Raw genomic sequence first — 19,516 nt, forward strand, 5'->3', positions numbered from 1 at the left:
CTTTATATAGAATAATATCTTCTGAGGAATGAATTTAGACCTTGGAATTTGTGGTCTGACCTAATGTGTCGCTTGAACCAATTTTGGGACAATGTACCTGTCCCTGTATCCCGGAATGGTGGTAGAATAGTCATCATAAGAGGTAAATGGGGTGGGGAAATGGCTGAGTTCGTTAAAGGGATTGAGGATAAGGTTTACAGAATTTTATTAATTGCCAGAGTGATGGGGATTAGGGAGTATCCCGGTTTTGAAGATTTACATTTTAATAGGCTGGGCAGCATTGCGCTGAGAAAGCAATTAAGTGTTGAAGAGATAGATGTTTTATTTGAATTACTTGAGAAAACTTATAATCCCAACTTGATTAAAAATGAGTTAATTCGGCAAATCATAGAGATGGTGAAGGAAAAACATATCACTACTCTTAAAGGCTATGAAGATATTAATTTCTCCAAGATTAGTGTAGCCAAATATGCATTAAGAGGCTTACTTGAGCATGAGCTTGTTTTTCTTTACAATCAACTATCGTATGATGAATTACCGGTAAAAAGGATGACTCCTTCTCCAATAAAGGAGATTTTGAAGACTACAGTGCCTCAAAAAGAAAGTATAACGATACCTCCCCTAAATAATGAGAAAATAGAAATTGATACTATTATTGAAGACATATTAGATCATGTAAAAAAGCTATCCCTTGAAGTTGTTGAAGGTATTACCTTTACAAATGTTGAAATGGCTAAAAGTGAGTTAGCCAAATTAAATCAAGAACAATTAGAAGCATTACTTGTTAAGTTAGAGGATCTGTATGATCAGCATACAGAATTCACAGAAATGGTAGATTCAATCTTGAAGTATGCTGAAGAAAAAAATGTAATCGATGTTGAAGGATTTGAATGGATTGATTTTTATAACAGAGAAATAGCCAAAGAGGAATTAAATGAATGTACCTTTAAACAGCTTCAAGATTTATTACTAAAAATCGAAAACATGGATTCCATAGAGGTTGATGATTCGGTAGAGGGACGTATTCTGCAATTGGTTAAAGCAATGGATCTTTTTTCATTACCGGGTTATGAAAAACTTAATTTTAGAAAGTTAACCCGTAAACAATTAAATGAAATGAGCGAATTGGAACTCAGTACTCTTGTTACCAGACTGGAAGAACTATATTTAGTGGATTTTTTAGAAGAAGAAACTGATGTTATCAATCCTCTTGAGGTTATCAACCGGTACAGAGACGGTGCTGTACAGGAAGAGGTTGAGGAAAAATCTAAAGAAGAGCTTTGGCGAAAATATGTCCCTACCTTATTGAAACAAAAAATTCCTAATTGGAAGACAGAGCGGATTGAGTTATTTTATGAACGTGCAAAAGAAGTCATGGAAGTAGTAAGAGGCACGTCTTCCTACCAAGAGGTATATGAGTTTGTTATTGATCTTTCGCAAGTTGTGTTCGAAGAAAAACGGGAAGAAAAAAGTGATAGCGAAGGTGAAGAGTTTATTTTCAATGATTCGGTAGAAGAGTCAATCATGTCTTTAGTGGAAATGATTATTTTACCGCATGTAGAAGTCCTAGATAGAATTGAAAATAAGAATGGGAAAATCATGTTCAGTAATCTATGGAATGTGGATTTTACCGAAAAACTTAAAAACGAGGTTCTTGATCGGGACCATTGGCGCTGTGTTGTTTGTGAAGCTGAAACCCATTTACATGTCCATCATAAGATTCCACGTAGACTAGGTGGAGTTCACCATAAGGATAATCTGGTTACTCTTTGTGCTTCGTGTCATTCAGCAGTTGAAACTGCTGATGTAAAGAAGGCCTTCCAAAAATGTTTAGCAAATTTTAAAAAGAATAAGTTTCGTTCTAATCGTAATTTACTAGAAGAACTCTCGAAAGATAAGTCTTTATTAAAACAAGAAGTGGAACAAACGCTAGATAAAATTTTGGTTACTTTGAACAATAAAGGTGAAGAAGAGCTTATGGGCGAAATTATCGAGGTAATGAACCGACTTGAAGTTATCTTTTATGAATAAAAAGGGTATAGAATCTAGGCTTATGTTGGACTACCTTCGTTGTTGTTTACTATTTTCAAAGATACTCGTTCAGTTGTAGTAATTGAGGAAGTATATAAAAAAGTACTTAAAAGATTCAAAAAGCCTTTTCAATATAATTGCCTTACTCCTTTTTGGAGTTGGGCTTTTTTTAGGTTCAACAATAAAGAAAAAGGGTAAACCTGACTAAAAGCTTTTTGCTCATACATACAACCGATTAGCCATACAATCCACTGTTAGTCTTTCCTTCAATTTTCACCTCTATCTAATAAACTTCACCCTATTAGCAGGATTTCTATCTTTTTTAACGAATTCCCGAGTTACAAAAGTAAATAGAAAAGAGGGAGCGTTATGTTTTTTACAGAAAACAAACTTGAAGCAAGAATCAAGGAGCTTTCCAATTATCGATACCGTGATTGTTCGGACGTAAATGACTTTACTCTATTAGAGGATAATGGAGAGATTGGTGCGTTTCCTCCAAAGAGTGTTCCGAGTACTGAAACATTTCGAATAGGGGACCGTTGGAGCGGACGTGATCGTTATATTTGGCTATCAAAGCAGATTCACATTCCTGCTTCATGGGAAGGAAAAAAGGTAGTTGGTGTATTTAACTTTGGAAGAACTGGTCCTGGTAATAATAAAGGGTTTGAATCTTTGCTTTTCCTTAACAACCATCCATATCAAGGGGTAGATTCTAACCATCAGGAGGTGTTTTTTTCACCTGAACAAGTAGGGAAAGATGTTCAATTGGATTTCCGTTTATGGTCCGGACTTGAAGGGGGAGGAAAACCAACAGAGCAGCATTATGAGTTTAAAGTTGGAATGCTTTCTTGGTTGGATGAGACGGTAGATGACCTGTATTATACTGCTTTAGCAGCTTTGCAAACAGTAAATGAGCTTCCGGAAGAGAGTCCTGAGAAGCATGAGATTACCACTGCGCTTAATCAGGCATTTAACCTTATAAATTGGAGTTACCCAGGAGATCTCACTTTTTATGACAGCTGCCAAGATGCAAGAAACTACTTGTTGAAACAGCTGCAAACAATTAAAAAACACCATAAGGTTACGATACATTGTGTTGGTCATACTCATATTGACGTTGCATGGCTATGGAGATTGAAGCATACACGTGAAAAAACTGCTCGATCCTTTTCAACAGTTCTTCGCCTAATGGAGCAATTTCCGGAGTATACGTTCTTACAAACACAGCCGCAGCTCTATGAGTATATAAAAGAAGATTATCCTGAGATTTACGAGGAGATTAAACGAAAGATAAAGACTGAACAATGGGAAGCGGAAGGTGCGATGTGGCTTGAGGCTGATTGCAATATTCCCAGCGGTGAGTCACTTGTTCGCCAAATTCTATATGGAAAACAATTTCTAAAACGGGAATTTGGAATTGACTGCAACTATTTATGGCTTCCGGATGTGTTTGGGTATAGCTGGGCATTGCCACAAATCTTAAAAAAATCCGGTATACAAACATTTATGACAACAAAGATAAGTTGGAACCAATATAATCGCATGCCACATGATACATTCAAATGGAGAGGTATAGATGGTAGTGATATCGTAACTCATTTCATTACAACACCTGTTCCATCCATGCCTGATAATTCATGGTTCTATACATACAATGGTGAGATCACCGCGGAAACAATTATTGGTTCTTGGGAAGGATATCGAGATAAAAGAATAAATCAAGACTTACTGCTAGCTTATGGGTACGGTGATGGCGGTGGTGGTGTGAACCGCGAAATGCTTGAACTCAGACGAAGATTTGAAAATATGCCAGGGCTCCCACAGGTGAAAACCACAAAAGCAGGTAAATTTTTTAAGGAGCTACATAAAACCATTGAAAACACAACCGAGTACGTGCATACATGGGATGGTGAACTGTATCTTGAATACCATCGGGGGACCTACACAAGTCAGGCTTATACAAAGCGGATGAATCGTAAGCTTGAATTGTTGTATCGGGAGGTAGAGTGGTTGTCAGTATGGGCTGCACTTGAAACCAATTGGGATAAGTACCAGGAAAATCAGTTGAAAGAAGGTTGGAAGATACTACTTCGGAATCAATTTCATGATATTATTCCAGGATCCTCCATCCACGAGGTGTATGAGGATGCAAAAGAAGAATATGCACAAGTTGCCCAAATTGGCGGAAAGGTCAAAATTGATTCCCTGCAGCATTTAATGAAAGATAACCCGGATAATTACTTGATTTTTAATGCCACACATTGGGAAGATAGCCGGCACGTAACTATTCCTATTGATGAACAAAACCAAATGGGTGGGTATTGGATTGATGACGAAGGAAACAGGTTGCAATGCCAACGTACTGCGGAAGGCTGGGTAGTCAAGCTGCAGAAACTGCGCTCCTATGGGGCTACAAAAATAACTTTCTGTCAAAATGACAGTGCTCTACCTGAATATGAAGGCGTAACAGCTACTTTACGTGAAAAAGGTATTGAAACACAATTCTACGTTATTGAATGGAATGAAAATTTACAACTGACAAGACTTTATGATAAAACAGTAAACCGGGAAGTCTTAAAACCGCACGAAAAAGGAAATGTGATTCAAGTCTTTGAGGATAAACCTGTTCAATGGGACGCGTGGGATATTGATATTTTTTATCAGGAAAAAGAAGAGCAAGTTACAGAGTTAATAGAAAGTAACCTTGTTGAAAATGGTGAAGTTCGAGCTGTCATACATACGAAATGGCGCTATCGTAATTCATTAATTGAACAGGATATGATTTTCTATGCTCATTCCCGACGTATTGATTTTCAAACAAGAGTTGACTGGCAGGAAAGACAAAAGCTTGTTAAGGTTGCCTTCCCAGTAGATATTCGTGCAACCGAAGCAACTTATGATATTCAATTTGGAAATGTGAAACGTCCAACTCATTGGAATACGAGTTGGGACATGGCACGATTTGAATCTGTGGGACATCAGTGGGCCGACATATCTGAAGCAGGTTATGGTGTGAGCTTACTGAATGATTGTAAGTATGGCTATGACATTAAGGATCATGTGATACGACTGTCACTGTTAAAATCACCAATCTACCCTGATCCGTTAGCTGACGAAGGGGAACATTTATTTACATATTCACTTCTTCCCCATGAGGGAGATTGGCGGATTGGCGAAACGGTAAAGCAAGCTTGGTTTGTAAATCAGCCGTTACTTCCGATAAAAGGACAATTTGATTCGGCGATCCAATCCTTATTGACTCTCGATAGTAAGCATGTTCAGATTGATGCCATTAAGAAAAAAGAGGATGAGGAAGCTGTAATTATTCGTCTTCATGAATTTGAGGGCAGACGTGGCGAAGTTACAATAAAATTGAATAAAGCATTTCTGAAGTGGCAGGAAACCGATCTTATGGAAGAAGGGATATCAGAAGAGCAAGATGGCCCAATTCAATTTACAATAAACCCATATGAAATAAAAACAATAGCAATCTATTTTTAAGGAAACTAGGGAGTCATTATTTTGACTCTCTTTTTCTATGTTTTTGAAAAATAAAATAAAATTTATTGTTGTTATATTTATGAATATTCTTTATAATGAAAGCGTAATCATTTATTAAACCGGTTTTACAATTTCATAGATTTTTAATAAATATTTACAATTCTTTTACTTCATTTGCAAATCAGCTTAAAAATGTTGTCCTAAAATGGGGTTACAGGGTTGAAAAACAATGAATACATAATGTGTTTTATGAGATATTTACCTATTTTTTAGTAAATCATTAAACCGTTTTAATATAAAAATAAGAGATTTCTTATGAATAGTAATACTTAATTACTATGAATTATAGAAAATATCAAGATTTGTTAACCAAATCATTAAACCGGTTTTACTAAATATACGGAAATAAGGGAGTACATATGGTAACTATAGAAGATGTTGCGAAGAAAGCAGGAGTTTCAAAAGGGACTGTTTCAAATGTGTTTAGTAGAAAAAGACCGATTAGCACCGAGGTAACGGAACGGGTATTAACTGTTGCGAAAGAACTAAACTATGTTCCTAATCATGTTGCTAGGAGTCTTGCAATCAAGAAAACCATGATTATTGGATTAAAGATGCCAACCTTAGATTTTGAGCTGGGGAGCTTCGATTTAAAGGTTATTAACGGCGTTGTAAAAAAGTGTACTGAACATGGGTATAGGGTACTCTTAGACCGGATTTTTGAAGATGAAGAATCATCTCTCTATTCAAGAGATCCAGTTGATGGGGTGATTTTGTTAAATCCGAAGGAGAACGATAAGAGAATCATCCAATATAAGCAGTTCAATATACCATTTGTTGTGATTGGTAGACCGAATACAGGCGATGAAGATTCGAAATTTGTTGACAACAATAATATCGAGATTGTTAAACAGGTAGGAGAATATTTAATTGAAAATGGTCATCAAGATATTCTGTTTTTAAATGCTGAACAAGGTATGACTGTTGCTGAGGATCGTAAAGAGGGGCTGCGACAGGCTTTTGAAAACTATAATCTTCCTTTTATAGAAGAGAATATCATTTATAACAACTTGGAGAAATATAAACATGCTTCGGATTATGGATTTTATAGTTTACTAGAAGCCTGTGAACGAAATAAGTTTACAGCTGTTATTGCTGATACTGAAAGAGTTGCACTTGGTGTGCTTCGTGCTGCTAGAGAGAGTGGAATCGAAATTCCAAATGATTTATCGTTAGTTGCGCTCAGTAATAACGAAACTCTTGCACTAGAAACGACTCCAAAGCTTACTAGTATTGAATTATACCCGGAAAAATTAGGTGAGGAAGCAGCGGAAGTATTAATTAATGTATTAAATGATCAACTAGCTCCAAAACAAAAAATGATTCCTGCAAAACTTGTTGTTCGGGATTCTTGTAAAAACATCACCCAGGTTGAAATGAAGTAGTAGTAATAAATTCATTGAAGGGGGGGATTAGCACTTTTAGATAACATTTCGTTAAAACTCAACATCTGTGAATAGCAAAATAAGGTGTTTTTTAATGTTTGTAATTATATTTTTCCGAAAAAAGGGGAGGGAAAGTAATGAAAAATATTAAGTTATTTGCAATTGTCTTGATGATTTTTAGTTTATTATTAACAGCTTGTACATCTAAGGAATCTAGTAGCGATGATGACAAAAAAGACAATGGGGAAGTAAAAACACTTCGTATGTTAACGAATGTTGTTGGTGGGAAAACTCCTGAAGAAAATGATTTGTTCATTAAAGAGGTTGAAAGATTAACAGGAATTAAATTAGAGATGGTTAAACCACCTTCTGACTACGATCAAAAGCTAATGGCTTCTATGTCATCTGGTGAACAATTTGACTTAGTCCTACTTACTAAAAACCTAATGGATATTTTAGTAGACCAAGGAGTATTAACAGAGTTAAATGACACAATTGACAGTTCTAAAGTTTTATCTGATTCTTCCGTTATTCCAACAGAGGAATGGGATCTAATTAAATATGATGATGGAAAAATCTATGGGGTATTTAACAAATTTGAAGGTGGTACACTTCCAACTGTTCGTCAAGACTGGATGGAAAAGTTAAACCTTAAAGAGCCTGAAACACTTGATGATTTTTATAATGTATTCAAAGCGTTTAAAGAGCAAGATCCGGATGGAAACGGTAAAGATGATACATACGGACTTTCAACTGCTGGTATGTATGATGTTCAAGGTTTCTTCAGTGCAGCTGGTGTGAAATATCGTTATGTAATTGATGAAGATGGTAATCGTACAATACCAATTGCAACAGAAGCGGCTGTTCCAGTATTTGAATGGTTTGCAAAGCTTTATAAAGAGGGCTTATTAGATCCTAACTTTGCAACAAACGACACTGGTAAGATGCGTGAACTATTCTTAACAGACCGTGTAGGTATGGTGACTTATTGGGATGCTTGGGTTGGATTATTTAATAACATTAAGTTAGAAGAAGATCCAAATACTGAGTTTGTAGCAAAAGGTATTAATGCTGCAGCAGGTCCAGATGGTAAGAAGATGCTTCGTCGTGGGGACCCAAGTGTTTGGGCGATTCCTGTAAATGCTGAAAATCCGGATGTAGCGAAAGAATTCTTAGAGTTCTGGCATTCTGAAGATGGAAACGTATTAAGTACGCTTGGTATTTTAGACAATGACTACACATTTGCTGATGGTAAGTATGAGTTAACTGATACTGGTAAAGAACACGGAATGGACCATGGGGTTGTTATTCCAAACAACACAAACTGGGAAAACCCATTCGGTATGCTACCAGGTGTTAAAGAAGCACAAGAAGTTATCCTAAGTAACTCTTCTTTAGAGGTTTCAACTGAAGATTGGCCACTAGCAGAGAAAATCATTCAAAACTATGCTTTTAAAGCCATGATGGGTGAAATGGATGCAAAAGAAGCTGTTAACAAAATGCATAAAGAATTATTAGATGCAGGTTTAATTGATAAGTAAATCAGTGGAAAAAGAGGGCGGTGCTGAAAAGCCCTCCTTCTTTTTTACAATATGAATTTTACATGGCCGCCACATAGAGACATTACAAAGTAAATAAAGATACGCTTTACTCCCTTTGTGGGAGAAATCCAGGTTTTGTTTTATCCACAATGCGGAAAAGGGAAAACGTGTATTTATACAAACTCCTGAGAAACCGTGTGAAAAGGTGATGATACGAATGAAAGCTCTTAAACAATATTCATGGCTTTATATAATGATGATACCAATTGCGGCTTATTTTATTTTATTTTCTTATTATCCACTAGCAAAAGGATTTATTATTAGCTTGCAAGAATTTCGACTTATTGGTGATCGTCCATTTGTTGGACTTGAAAACTACATAACTGTTTTAAAAGATCCAATCTTTTGGAGAGTGTTAGTAAACACATTAATTATTGGTGGAGGAATTTTACTAATTGGATTCGCCTTTCCAATTCTTATAGCTATTTCATTAAATGAAGTGATACGTGCTTCCTTTAAGAAGTTTACTCAAATGGTCATTTATGTTCCTCATTTATTCTCATGGGTTGTAGTAGGTGGGATATGGATATATATCCTTTCTCCAGACGGAGGGCTTGTTAATGAGATTATAAAAGCAGCTGGAGGAGAACCGGTCCATTTCTTTACTCAAGAAAAGTTTGCCCGTCCTTTAATGATCTTATCTGCAATTTGGAAGGACATGGGGTATACCTGTATTCTTTATTTGGCTGCGATTGTCGGAGTTAATCCTTCTTTATATGAAGCAGCAAGAATAGATGGTGCATCTCGTTGGCACGAAATCAAACATATTATGTTACCGTCTTTAGTTCCAACGATGAAGGTTGTATTTCTATTAAACTTATTAGGTGTATTAAAGATATTTGATCAAATTTTTGTTATGCGTAACCCAGCTATTACACGAGAAGTAGATGTATTAATGACATACACCTATGAAAAAGGAATACTCGAGTTTCAAATGGGTGTAGCAACAGCAGCGTCATTCCTGGTTATCCTAGTAACCTTAATTCTGACTCTCGTTGCTAGAAGATTAACGCGATTCGATGAGGAGGTATAGAAGATGCAGAAATGGAGCCATTGGAGTTGGCAGAGAAGATTATTTTACGTGTTTAATACGATCTTTCTATTGCTACTAGTTCTAACGATGATTATCCCTTTATTAAATACAATAACCGTTTCGTTATCTTCGAATATCGAATCGATGAAGCCTGGAATAAAGTTATTCCCTACTGAAATAAGTTTCGAAGGCTATGAAACTATTTGGAAAAAGATGGAGTTATGGAGACCTTTTGCCAACAACGTTTATGTTACTGTGGTGGGAACAGTAATCCATGTGTTTTTATCTGCAATGGCAGGATATGTATTAATTCAAAGAGGCTTGCCAGGTAAGAAATTAATGCTAACACTAATCATGTTAACCATGATGATTCCTGGAGAAGCAATCATGATTCCTCTTTACGTAGTAAATAAAGATTTAGGATTATTAAATACATTATCTTCATTAATCATTCATGGGTTGGTTTCTGGTTTTAGTGTTCTCTTAATGCGAAACTTTTTCTTGTCTGTACCATACAGTTTAGCTGAGTCCGCTAAAATGGATGGAGCAGGAGATTTCAGAGTCTTCGTGCAAATCTATCTGCCCTTAGCAAAACCGGGACTTGCAACAGTTACATTATTTGAATTTGTCAGCCGTTGGAATCACTTCACGTCAGCACTACTTTATATCAACGATGATACGAAATATACGTTACAGCTCGCACTACGTTCGATTATTTTAACATCAGATGCTACGTCTAGTAGTGATTTTATGACAGCAAATGTTCGGATGGCAGGTATTGTAATTGCGCTAATACCGCTATTAATCATTTATCCATTTGTACAAAAGTACTTTGTTAAAGGAATTATGCTGGGTTCAACAAAAGAATAGCATCCATATTAGGAGGTAAAGGACATGGGAAATATACTTGCTACTTCGAAGTCAGAAATTGTTTCAAGGTTTATCTCACGCGAAGAAGAAGGACTCTATATCGAAGTTCCTTTTACAGTTCCCGAAGGGGTAGAGCAAATTCATGTAAAAATGGAAGTTATACATGCAGGAGTCGCTACTAGTATTATCGATTTGGGAGTGCAAGATCAATATCGAGTACGCGGCTGGAGTGGTGGTGCACGCACGGAGTTTTTTATTCATCAGGCAAAAGCTACTCCTGGTTATTTACATGGTGAGATTGAAGCGGGACAATGGGCAGTTATTCTTGGAAGCTATAAGGTAGCAGAAAAAGGGTGTTCTGTAAATCTAACGATTGAATACGCCTTGGAAACGCACCGTTGGTTAAAAGGTGATCTTCATACACACAGTGTACATAGTGATGGAAAGTTTACCCTTCGGGAAAAAGCAGACCTTGTGGAAAGTCTTGGCTTAGACTTTGTAGGTTTAACGGATCATAATGCAGCAAGTCAAAATGAGGCATACCCACGTGATACAAATACACTGTTTATTCCGGGCATGGAACTAACCACGAATAAGGGTCATCTGAATTTTTATGGAGTAAAGGATCCTGTAAAGGATTTTCGTGTAAACAATATGGAAGATCTGCATAGCCGAATTAAAGAAGCTCGTGAGCATGGTGCCTATGTTTCCTTAAATCATCCGTACTGTCCGAATACAGGTTGGAGATTAGATTGGAATTTTGATTATGATTGGGTAGAAGTTTGGAACGGCCCTTGGAGAGAAGATAATCAGGATGCTGTTAACTGGTGGCATGAACAGCTTGTTGCAGGAAGAAGACTAGTTGCTGTTGGCGGAAGTGATGCTCATAATGCGCAGCAACTTTATGTAAAGCATGGAATGCCAACGAATTGGGTATACAGCAAAGCATTAACAAGCCAAGAAATATTAAAAACCATTGATAAAGGTCATGTGGTATTAACCTATTCACCAGAAGGACCATTTATTGACCTAACCTGCGGAGATAGCATGGTCGGGGATGTATGTGAAAAAGCAGATGAAATGATTGAATTAAAAGTCAATGATGTTCAGTATAGCGATATTGTCAAAATCATTTCAAATAAAGGCATTGAAAAAGAAATTATGATTGAAGAAGGTCAAGATCAACTAGCACAAACATGGGAAGTTAATGGTTGTTCTTTTTATAGAGTAGAAGTGTGGCGCTATTTTCCTGAAGTCAAAAAGCGATTGATGGCAGCATTGTGTAACCCGATCTATTTTACGAATTAGTTTCTCGGTATATTAATAAAAATAAGTTGAAATAAATTTAACTTCAACGAAACAGACGCAACTTTAAGGTGAAGCTCATTTTTAGAGTGTAGTGATTCATTGAAACACACACTTCTAGGATGGTTATTATCAAGGGTAGCAATTTGAATCTGAACGTAAATAAGGGTGACTTATTACTATAAATAAAAGAAGGTGAAGAAAATCACAAGCATTTTCAAGGGTAACCACACCAGTTATATCGGAGCGCATCGTGGAGCTTCAACTTACTGTCCTGAAAATACAATGTCTGCTTTTAAAAAGGCTGTAGAACTGAAGGCAGATATGCTTGAACTAGATGTTCAGTTAACAAAAGATGGGGAAGTCATTGTATACCATGACTTTTTCCTTAATAAGCGAACAAACGGAGAAGGGTATGTTCATCAACAATCGCTAGCAGACATTCGGAAGTTGGATGCAGGTTCGTGGTTTTCTGAGGAATTTGCAGGCGAGAGAATTCCAACCTTCGAGGAAGTATTAGCATGGTCAAAGGACAAAATTTGGATCAATATTGAACTAAAACAACTTGAGCATTTGCACGAACCACTTGCCAAGAAGGTTGTAGAGCTAGTTGAGCATTACCGGATGGAGGATCAGGTACAAGTTATGTCGTTCAACCACGCTTCTTTAGTGGAAGCAAGGAGATACAATAAAAAGGTGTTATGTGGAGCAATTAGTGCATCAAGACTTATAAATCCAATTGAATATTTACGATCCATTCAAGCACAAATATTGAACGTACCTATCATTCACTTGTCTCCTAGTCTAGTAGAGTCATTACATAATCATGGATTTTATGTCCACGGTAGTATGAGTGATGACCCATTTGTCTGGAGGACTATTTTAGAGTGGGGAATTGATGCAATGGATACGAATTTTCCTGACGTTATGATTGAGGAAAGGGCGAAATTTTATGCAGAGAGGGGGATTCACAAATGAACTACCTTACCATTAGAGGAGTAATTGATCATAAATCTGTTGAGAAAAAGGTATCCCGATTAATCATGGGAACCGCAGGCTTCTTTCGATTAGAGAGCAGGGAACATGCTTTTTCAATCATGGATGAGTTTGTAAATGTTGGTGGGAATACGTTTGATTCTGCTCATCAGTATATTGATAGTGAGGTTATCTTAGGAGAATGGCTTGAACAAAGAAATATCCGCAGCCAAGTACATATTATTACAAAAGGTGCTCATCCGGATGATCCCGAGCCAGGGCCACGTGTGAAACCAAAGACGATTACCAAGGATATTACCGAAAGCTTAGAAAGATTACGAACAGATTATATTGATTTTTACGCATTACATCGAGACGACGAAAATGTTGAGGTTGGACCTATTATCGAAGTCTTAAATGAGCATCTTGCCGCAGGCAGATTGCATGCAATCGGTGCATCAAACTGGAAGCACGAGAGAATTCAAGCGGCAAATGAGTACGCTGCTAAGCATGGCCTTGTTGGGTTTACATTCAGCAGCCCTAATTTAAGTCTAGCGAAATGTAATGTGCCTAGATGGCCAGGATGTGTATCAGTCAATGAGGAAATCTCTAATTGGCATGTTGGAAATCAGTTTCCGTTGTTATCATGGTCCTCACAAGCAGGTGGGTTCTTTAGTGGCCGTTTTTCACCTGATAATAGAGAAGATGAAGAATTTGCGCAGGTTTATTACAGTGATGAGAATTGGGAGCGTTACAAGCGTGCCCAAAAACTTGCCGAAATCAAGGGTGCCACAGCTATTGAAATTGCACTTGCGTATGTACTGAATCAACCATATCCGACCGGTGCAATCATTGGACCTGAAAAGGTGGAGGAATTACGATCTTCTATTAAAGGTTCAAATATCCAATTATCTGCTGAAGATATGAATTATCTTAATATAGTAGAAGACACCGTAAGTAATAAGTAATCTTTTACAAATACTCTACTTGAAAAGGAGTAGGAAAAATGAAACATAAATTTGCGGCTCAATTATATACGTTGCGCAATGAAATTAGTAAGGACTTTCCAGGTGTTTTACGAGAATTGAAGAAAATGGGCTGGGAAGCAGTTCAAATTGATGGTTTATATAATTATTCTCCCGAAGAAATTGCAGATGTTTTAAAAGAGACTGGCTTGAAAACTGCGGGAATGCACATCAGTTTAGATCGAATGAACAATGAATTAGAGAATGTATTAAAAGAAGCAGATTTGTTTGAAACAACAGACTTTTTCTGTCACTACTTAGAGGAAGATATGCAAAATCTTGAAGGGTACCTAAAAGCAAAGCATGACTTAATAGAAGTTTCGAAAAAGGCAAAAGGCTACCGAGTAGGCTACCATAATCATGATTTTGAATTCAAAACAAAAATTGATGGCAAATATGCATTAGAGTATATTGCGGAAGAACAGGATGGAATCTCTATCTATCCAGAGGTTGATACGTATTGGGTAAAAAAGGCCGGTGTTGACCCGTTACGTTTTATAAAAAAGTTCCCAAATCGCATTCCTATTTTACATTTAAAAGATATGACGAATGATGATCGTGAATATTTCGCTGAAATAGGTACGGGGTCCATTGATTTTGAACCAATTCTTGAGTGGGGCGAGCAAAACGGAGTAGAGTACTACTGTGTTGAACAGGACTTTTGTCCGGGAAACCCTTTAGACAGCTTAGAACTTAGCTTAACAAATCTTATTAAAATCTCAGAAAAAGTGAAACTATAAGACGCAGACTAGGTGGTGAATAGCAGCGTGAACGATATTGAAGTGGTTCATGTCATCTTCAAAACGCATTTAGACATTGGATTTACAGATTTAGCGGAAAATGTCACAGAGCAATATATCAAATCATATATACCAAAAGCTATTGAACTAGCAGAAAATCTGGAACAAGAAGACACAACAGCGGGTTTCTTATGGACAACAGGCTCTTGGTTAATTCATGAGTACTTAAAGCAAGCAGACCAGGAAGCATTCAAAAGGATGACAGAAGCCATAAACAAAGGCTACATCTCATGGCACGGTCTACCTTTTACAACACATACAGAACTGATTGACGCATCGCTCTTTCAGTATGGTATTTCGATTTCAAAGAGATTAGACGAGAAATTTGGAAAGAAAACTATCTCAGCTAAAATGACAGATGTACCGGGCCACACAAAGGCCATGATCCCCTATTTAGCAGCGGCTGGTATTGAATATATTCATTTTGGAGTAAATCCCGCATCAAAGGTTCCGTCTGTACCGAACATTTTTGTATGGAGAGGGAAAGACGGTTCAGAGGTTATCGTGAACTATGCGGATAACTATGGGGATGTTTTACGAATTGATGGATTAAAAGAGGTCATGGTTTTTGCACATACGGGTGATAATTGTGGGCCACCGTCCATTGAAGATATTAAAACAGAGTTTGCTAGCTTGCAAACGAAGTTTCCAAACGCAGTTATTAAGGCATCAACGATGGATCAGTTCGCAGCGAAACTACAGGATCATAAGCATAACTTACCGGTAGTCCACGAGGAAATTGGTGACTCTTGGATTCATGGTGTAGCAACAGACCCGAAAAAAGTAGCATACTATCGTGAACTTCTACGCCTTCGAAACAAATGGATTACTCAAGGAGAGCTGGACGTAACAAGTGAGGAACATATAAGATTTTCAGACTGGTTATTGTTAATTCCTGAGCATACATGGGGCTTAGATGAGAAGAAGTATTTGAATGACTACAAACATTATGCAAAGCGTGATTTTAAAGCTGCACGTTCAAGGAATACCATTTCAGAGGATTCAGTTCCTGAGAAGTACAGTTACATCGGTTCATTTGCCATGAATGAGTTTGATAGTTTATCAGAACAATTATTTACTACTTCATGGAATGATAGAAGCTATGAATTGTTTGAAAGCTCCTGGAAGGAACAACGTTCATATATTGAAAAAGCAATTTCTGCTTTATCTGAAGAACGTCAAAAAGAAGCCCGGCATGCACTTGCTTTGTTGGATCCGCAAAAGAAAGAAAGTGGGAGCAACCTCTTACAAATAAACACTCTGTATTCACTTGGAGCATTTAAGGTTATGTTTGCAGATGATGGGTCGATTTCTTCTCTAATAGATAGTAAGGGGAAGGAATGGTCAAATAACCAAAACCGTCTTGGCGTCTTTTCATACGAAAGCTTTGGCGTAGAAAACTTTATGCGCTGGTTCCATGAATATGTTGAAAACACTAGCCAAACTCACAGTTGGTCAGATGCAGATCAAGGAAAGCCAGGAATGGAGCTTGTTGTTCCTATGCCAAGACATCAGGTCTATAAACCTTCAGTTGTTTCCATTAGTAAACGGGAAACGGAGGAGAACGTAGTTGTCCTTGTGGAACTTGTAATGTCAGAGCATGCTGTTACGGAATATGGTTCTCCTAGAAAATTGACGATTGAATATACTTTTGCTAGGTATAGTGAGACATTAGATGTTGAACTTCAATGGTTTGAAAAGGATGCCAATCGTTTACCTGAAGCAATGTGGTTCTCCTTTGGATTACAAGTAGACAATCCTAACTGTTGGAAACTTGAAAAAATGGGGGAGCGCTTATCTCCACTAGAAGTCGTCAAAAACGGGAACCGAAACTTACATGCTGTTGATAAAGGTGTCTACTACAACGGTGCAGATGGAGAAATTGTTCTTGAAACGAAGGATTCGCCACTTGTTTCACCTGGTGAAAAACGATTATTACAGTTCGACAATAGCTTTGCATCTTTGGAGGGTGGTATCCACTTCAACATTTACAACAACATTTGGGGCACAAACTTCCCTATGTGGTATGAAGAAGATGGGAAGAGTCGTTTTAGATTAAATTTAAAATCCTTCTAAAGTGCTGAGGCAACAAAGAGGTGTGGGGAAAAATCCTCACACCTCTTGTTTTTTTTTACCAAGGAGTAACAGGTACAGAAGGATTTGGGTCATTTTCTAGTAGAAACTTCTGAAGTCCTGCTAAATCGTCTGAGTTGAGTAAGTCAACTCCAGCATCTAATAAAACCTTCCATAGTGCCTCGCGGGCAGGTGTATCACTGTCTGGTGTAGCCCAGAAACGTACTTCCTGACCATTAGAATGTGCAGTAGAAACGATATATTCTAATTTTTCCTTTTCAGCTTGAGGCATTTCGCCTTCACCTTTCCATGTGAAATGTTTTGTCCAGTTATCACTGATTACCGGAATAAACTCATGCGAATCCCCTTGCCCAAGATCAGTCATGCGTCCATCATAAGCTGCATAACGTACAGTTTGGTTTTCCATATATTCACGTGGGCGATTACCTGAAATATATACGGACACAGCTCCAGGCTTCACACCAGATGGTAAAAATCTTGTAAGTATATTTTGATATTCACGTAGTTGGTCGTGAATAGCACGGTATGTAGCTTCATCTTCTGACTTAATATCAATCCACAGGATGAAGTCATGCTCATAACCTGGTTGAACAGAACCTTTATTTGCTTTCACTTGCTCTTTTAATGGTTTAAGATAGAGTGACTCAAGAGTACGCTCAGGATTAATGTCCTCGTAATCATGTGCAACTAGTAATTCGCCATCAACAAGCCATACATCAGCTTCCGCACTAGTAAATCCGTGGTCTAGAGCATCAAATAATGGACGGTCATGCTCATAGTCATTATGAGCGTGAGCTCTAGCCAGAGGAGTAAGTTCTTCTTGGCTGGAAACGTTTCCAAAAACGGTCGAAACAGGACTAAAAACTAAAAGAAAGACTAACATTAACAAATACTTTTTCACTTAATTCCCTCCAGCAAAATATATTTTAAATCTACTTTCCCTACTTTATTTATCAATCCTCCTTTTTATATAAAATATTTAGCGAGTCGAAATTATCTTAACATTCTGTATTTTAAAGAGTAAATGATTAAATTCTCCTATTGTTTTGACAGATTATTAGGTGATGCTGGGTATATCCGCCTATTAAATGTCTAGTTATGTAGAATAGTGTAAAATTCCGGCTTGACGGGGTACTGTAATACAAAAAAACAGGTCTTACACAAAGACCTGTTTACCTTACAATGTTTTGTTACTGTTTGGAAGTTGTTCTAATCTTGTGAACTCCTTATGACATAAATAATAAATGATGTAAGCTGTTAAGCTGAAAATGAATAAAAATGTTATTGGCGCAAAATAGAGACTAGCCATCATGACAGCAAGTATTATTATCATCAATAAGGTGGTTGGTAGGTAAAGAAGTGAAAAGGAAAAAGAGTTTTTTATAAGCCCTGATAATGGTAAGTTGAAGTGGACCATCATTGGAAAAACGCGTATGGAAACTAGTGACAAAAGTAAACCAATCGCCAATAATACAGCCACAATTATTGTTTTTACGTAACTATCCCATTGATTTATGACTAAATAATCAATGGTGGCAACACCAAGATAAATCATCCAAGTTGTACCTATGATAAAACTATGTTTAAAGTTCTCCTTAAACATCTTAAAAAAAGTTCGAAATACACTTGTATCTTTGTTTATAATCCATTGCCGAATCACGCCAAACATAGCTGCAGTTGCTGGAAAAATCGTAAAAATAGGTAGACACATTACTAACCAAATAATATTTAGAAAAAAGAAATTGGTCAATGTTTCAGCAATGCTATAGAATTTGCTGTTAAGAAACCTCATTATACTCACCCCATGCAAAAAGTAGAAAACAGAAAATATAGAATTATTACTTATATATTACTATAATAAGTGTAATATATCATTTTGTTTATTTCTATATTTGTATTAATAGTGTTAAAGGGAGGTGCTGGGCTATACAAAACTATGAGAATCTTCAAACTAGAAAAGAACTAACGGACATTGATATAAAGCTAGACCACCAGAAAAACAACTGGAAAATGCTTTGGGAGTGGCATGAACAGGTCGAGATTATGTATGTGTTATCTGGTACTGGTAAATGTTATATAGAGGATAAGGTGTATACCTTCTCTGAAGGTGATCTATTTGTAATTGGACCTCACAAGCTACATAAAACGGAACTATTACCACAACAAGATTTTAAGGTTTATATTGTGCTTTTTTCTATAGAGTTACAAAAATACTTTCCTAATCATGATAACATGGATGTACTTCAATTTATCAAATTGAACTTTGCAGACTATCCAGAAAGGTTGTTTTTGGAAAAGGAAGTTAGAGAGAGTTTGACGTCTATCATCCATGCGATGTTTGTTGAGAATAAAATAAAGGAAGCCGATTCTCTAGGGTATATAATATCGCTACTCCATATATTATTAATCGAGTTGAACAGAATCTTTAGTAAAACTGTCATAAGCAAACGTAATGTAGTTATTACCGAGTTAGGTTTGCCGCGGGGGGTGGTTGACGCCATTGGGCTTATAAATCAACGCTTCAAAGAGGAGTTAAACTTATCTAAAATCGCCTATAGCCTTGGGATTAATCCTTCATACCTGAGCCGCCAGTTTAAGCAGAGTACGGGATTAACTATTACCCAATTTGTAGCATCCCGACGGGTTGAATTTGCTAAAAATCTATTAACAAAAACTGATAAAAATATTACCGAAGTCGCCTATGATGCGGGATTCAGTAATACCTCGTACTTTAGTACAGTATTTAAAGAAATAGTGGGTATGTCTCCTGCGCAATTTAGGAAAGCATCAATTACTATTAAGAGTCAAAAATAAAAAAGACAGTCCTAATCACCAT

At 36.9% G+C, this 19,516-nt stretch carries 14 protein-coding genes; 12 read left to right on the top strand and 2 right to left on the bottom strand.

Going from position 1 to position 19,516, the window contains the following annotated elements; all coding sequences use genetic code 11:
- The first annotated feature begins 72 nt into the window (after positions 1-72).
- The 11 genes from AB3M96_RS05360 to AB3M96_RS05410 all read left to right on the top strand — a co-directional run bounded on the left by AB3M96_RS05360 (position 73) and on the right by AB3M96_RS05410 (position 16,662).
- Positions 73-2,031, top strand: a complete 1,959-nt coding sequence (locus tag AB3M96_RS05360; protein WP_412966551.1) for an HNH endonuclease — start codon at positions 73-75, stop codon at positions 2,029-2,031.
- Between the two features lie 369 nt (positions 2,032-2,400).
- Complete coding sequence (locus AB3M96_RS05365; protein ID WP_412966552.1) at positions 2,401-5,532, top strand: alpha-mannosidase; 3,132 nt, start codon at positions 2,401-2,403, stop codon at positions 5,530-5,532.
- Between the two features lie 419 nt (positions 5,533-5,951).
- The gene (locus AB3M96_RS05370; protein WP_412966553.1) at positions 5,952-6,977 is read left to right on the top strand and encodes a LacI family DNA-binding transcriptional regulator; all 1,026 of its coding nucleotides are present in this window, start codon (positions 5,952-5,954) and stop codon (positions 6,975-6,977) included.
- Positions 6,978-7,114: 137 nt separating this feature from the next.
- Entirely contained in the window at positions 7,115-8,518 is a 1,404-nt protein-coding gene (locus tag AB3M96_RS05375; RefSeq protein ID WP_412966554.1) for an extracellular solute-binding protein, read from the top strand.
- Between the two features lie 217 nt (positions 8,519-8,735).
- Positions 8,736-9,611: an ABC transporter permease subunit gene (locus AB3M96_RS05380; protein ID WP_412966555.1), complete on the top strand. Its 876-nt coding sequence runs from the start codon at positions 8,736-8,738 to the stop codon at positions 9,609-9,611.
- 3 nt (positions 9,612-9,614) lie between these two features.
- Entirely contained in the window at positions 9,615-10,481 is an 867-nt protein-coding gene (locus AB3M96_RS05385) for a carbohydrate ABC transporter permease (protein WP_412966556.1), read from the top strand.
- Between the two features lie 24 nt (positions 10,482-10,505).
- On the top strand, positions 10,506-11,789 hold the full coding sequence (locus AB3M96_RS05390; RefSeq protein WP_412966557.1) for a CehA/McbA family metallohydrolase: 1,284 nt from the start codon (positions 10,506-10,508) through the stop codon (positions 11,787-11,789).
- Positions 11,790-11,981: 192 nt separating this feature from the next.
- Entirely contained in the window at positions 11,982-12,764 is a 783-nt protein-coding gene (locus AB3M96_RS05395) for a glycerophosphodiester phosphodiesterase (RefSeq protein ID WP_412966558.1), read from the top strand.
- Positions 12,761-13,729 carry an aldo/keto reductase gene (locus AB3M96_RS05400; protein WP_412966559.1) on the top strand — a complete coding sequence of 323 codons (969 nt, stop codon included), beginning with the start codon at positions 12,761-12,763 and terminating at the stop codon, positions 13,727-13,729. The genes AB3M96_RS05395 and AB3M96_RS05400 overlap by 4 nt, the downstream gene beginning before the upstream one ends.
- 38 nt (positions 13,730-13,767) lie before the next feature.
- Positions 13,768-14,526, top strand: a complete 759-nt coding sequence (locus tag AB3M96_RS05405; RefSeq protein ID WP_412966560.1) for a sugar phosphate isomerase/epimerase family protein — start codon at positions 13,768-13,770, stop codon at positions 14,524-14,526.
- A gap of 27 nt (positions 14,527-14,553) precedes the next feature.
- Entirely contained in the window at positions 14,554-16,662 is a 2,109-nt protein-coding gene (locus AB3M96_RS05410) for a DUF5054 domain-containing protein (RefSeq protein ID WP_412966561.1), read from the top strand.
- 55 nt (positions 16,663-16,717) lie between these two features.
- On the opposite strand, the gene AB3M96_RS05415 is transcribed toward AB3M96_RS05410, so the two are convergent.
- Entirely contained in the window at positions 16,718-17,581 is an 864-nt protein-coding gene (locus AB3M96_RS05415) for a phosphatidylinositol-specific phospholipase C/glycerophosphodiester phosphodiesterase family protein (protein WP_412966562.1), read from the bottom strand.
- 276 nt (positions 17,582-17,857) lie between these two features.
- A complete protein-coding gene (locus AB3M96_RS05420) occupies positions 17,858-18,472 on the bottom strand; it encodes a YesL family protein (RefSeq protein WP_412966563.1) in 615 nt (204 codons plus the stop codon).
- Between the two features lie 218 nt (positions 18,473-18,690).
- Here AB3M96_RS05420 and AB3M96_RS05425 point away from each other — a divergent pair, with 218 nt between their 5' ends.
- Complete coding sequence (locus AB3M96_RS05425; protein ID WP_412966564.1) at positions 18,691-19,494, top strand: helix-turn-helix domain-containing protein; 804 nt, start codon at positions 18,691-18,693, stop codon at positions 19,492-19,494.
- Positions 19,495-19,516: the final 22 nt, after the last annotated feature.

The organism is Ferdinandcohnia jepli (assembly GCF_047246645.1).
Classification (GTDB): domain Bacteria; phylum Bacillota; class Bacilli; order Bacillales; family Bacillaceae_L; genus Ferdinandcohnia.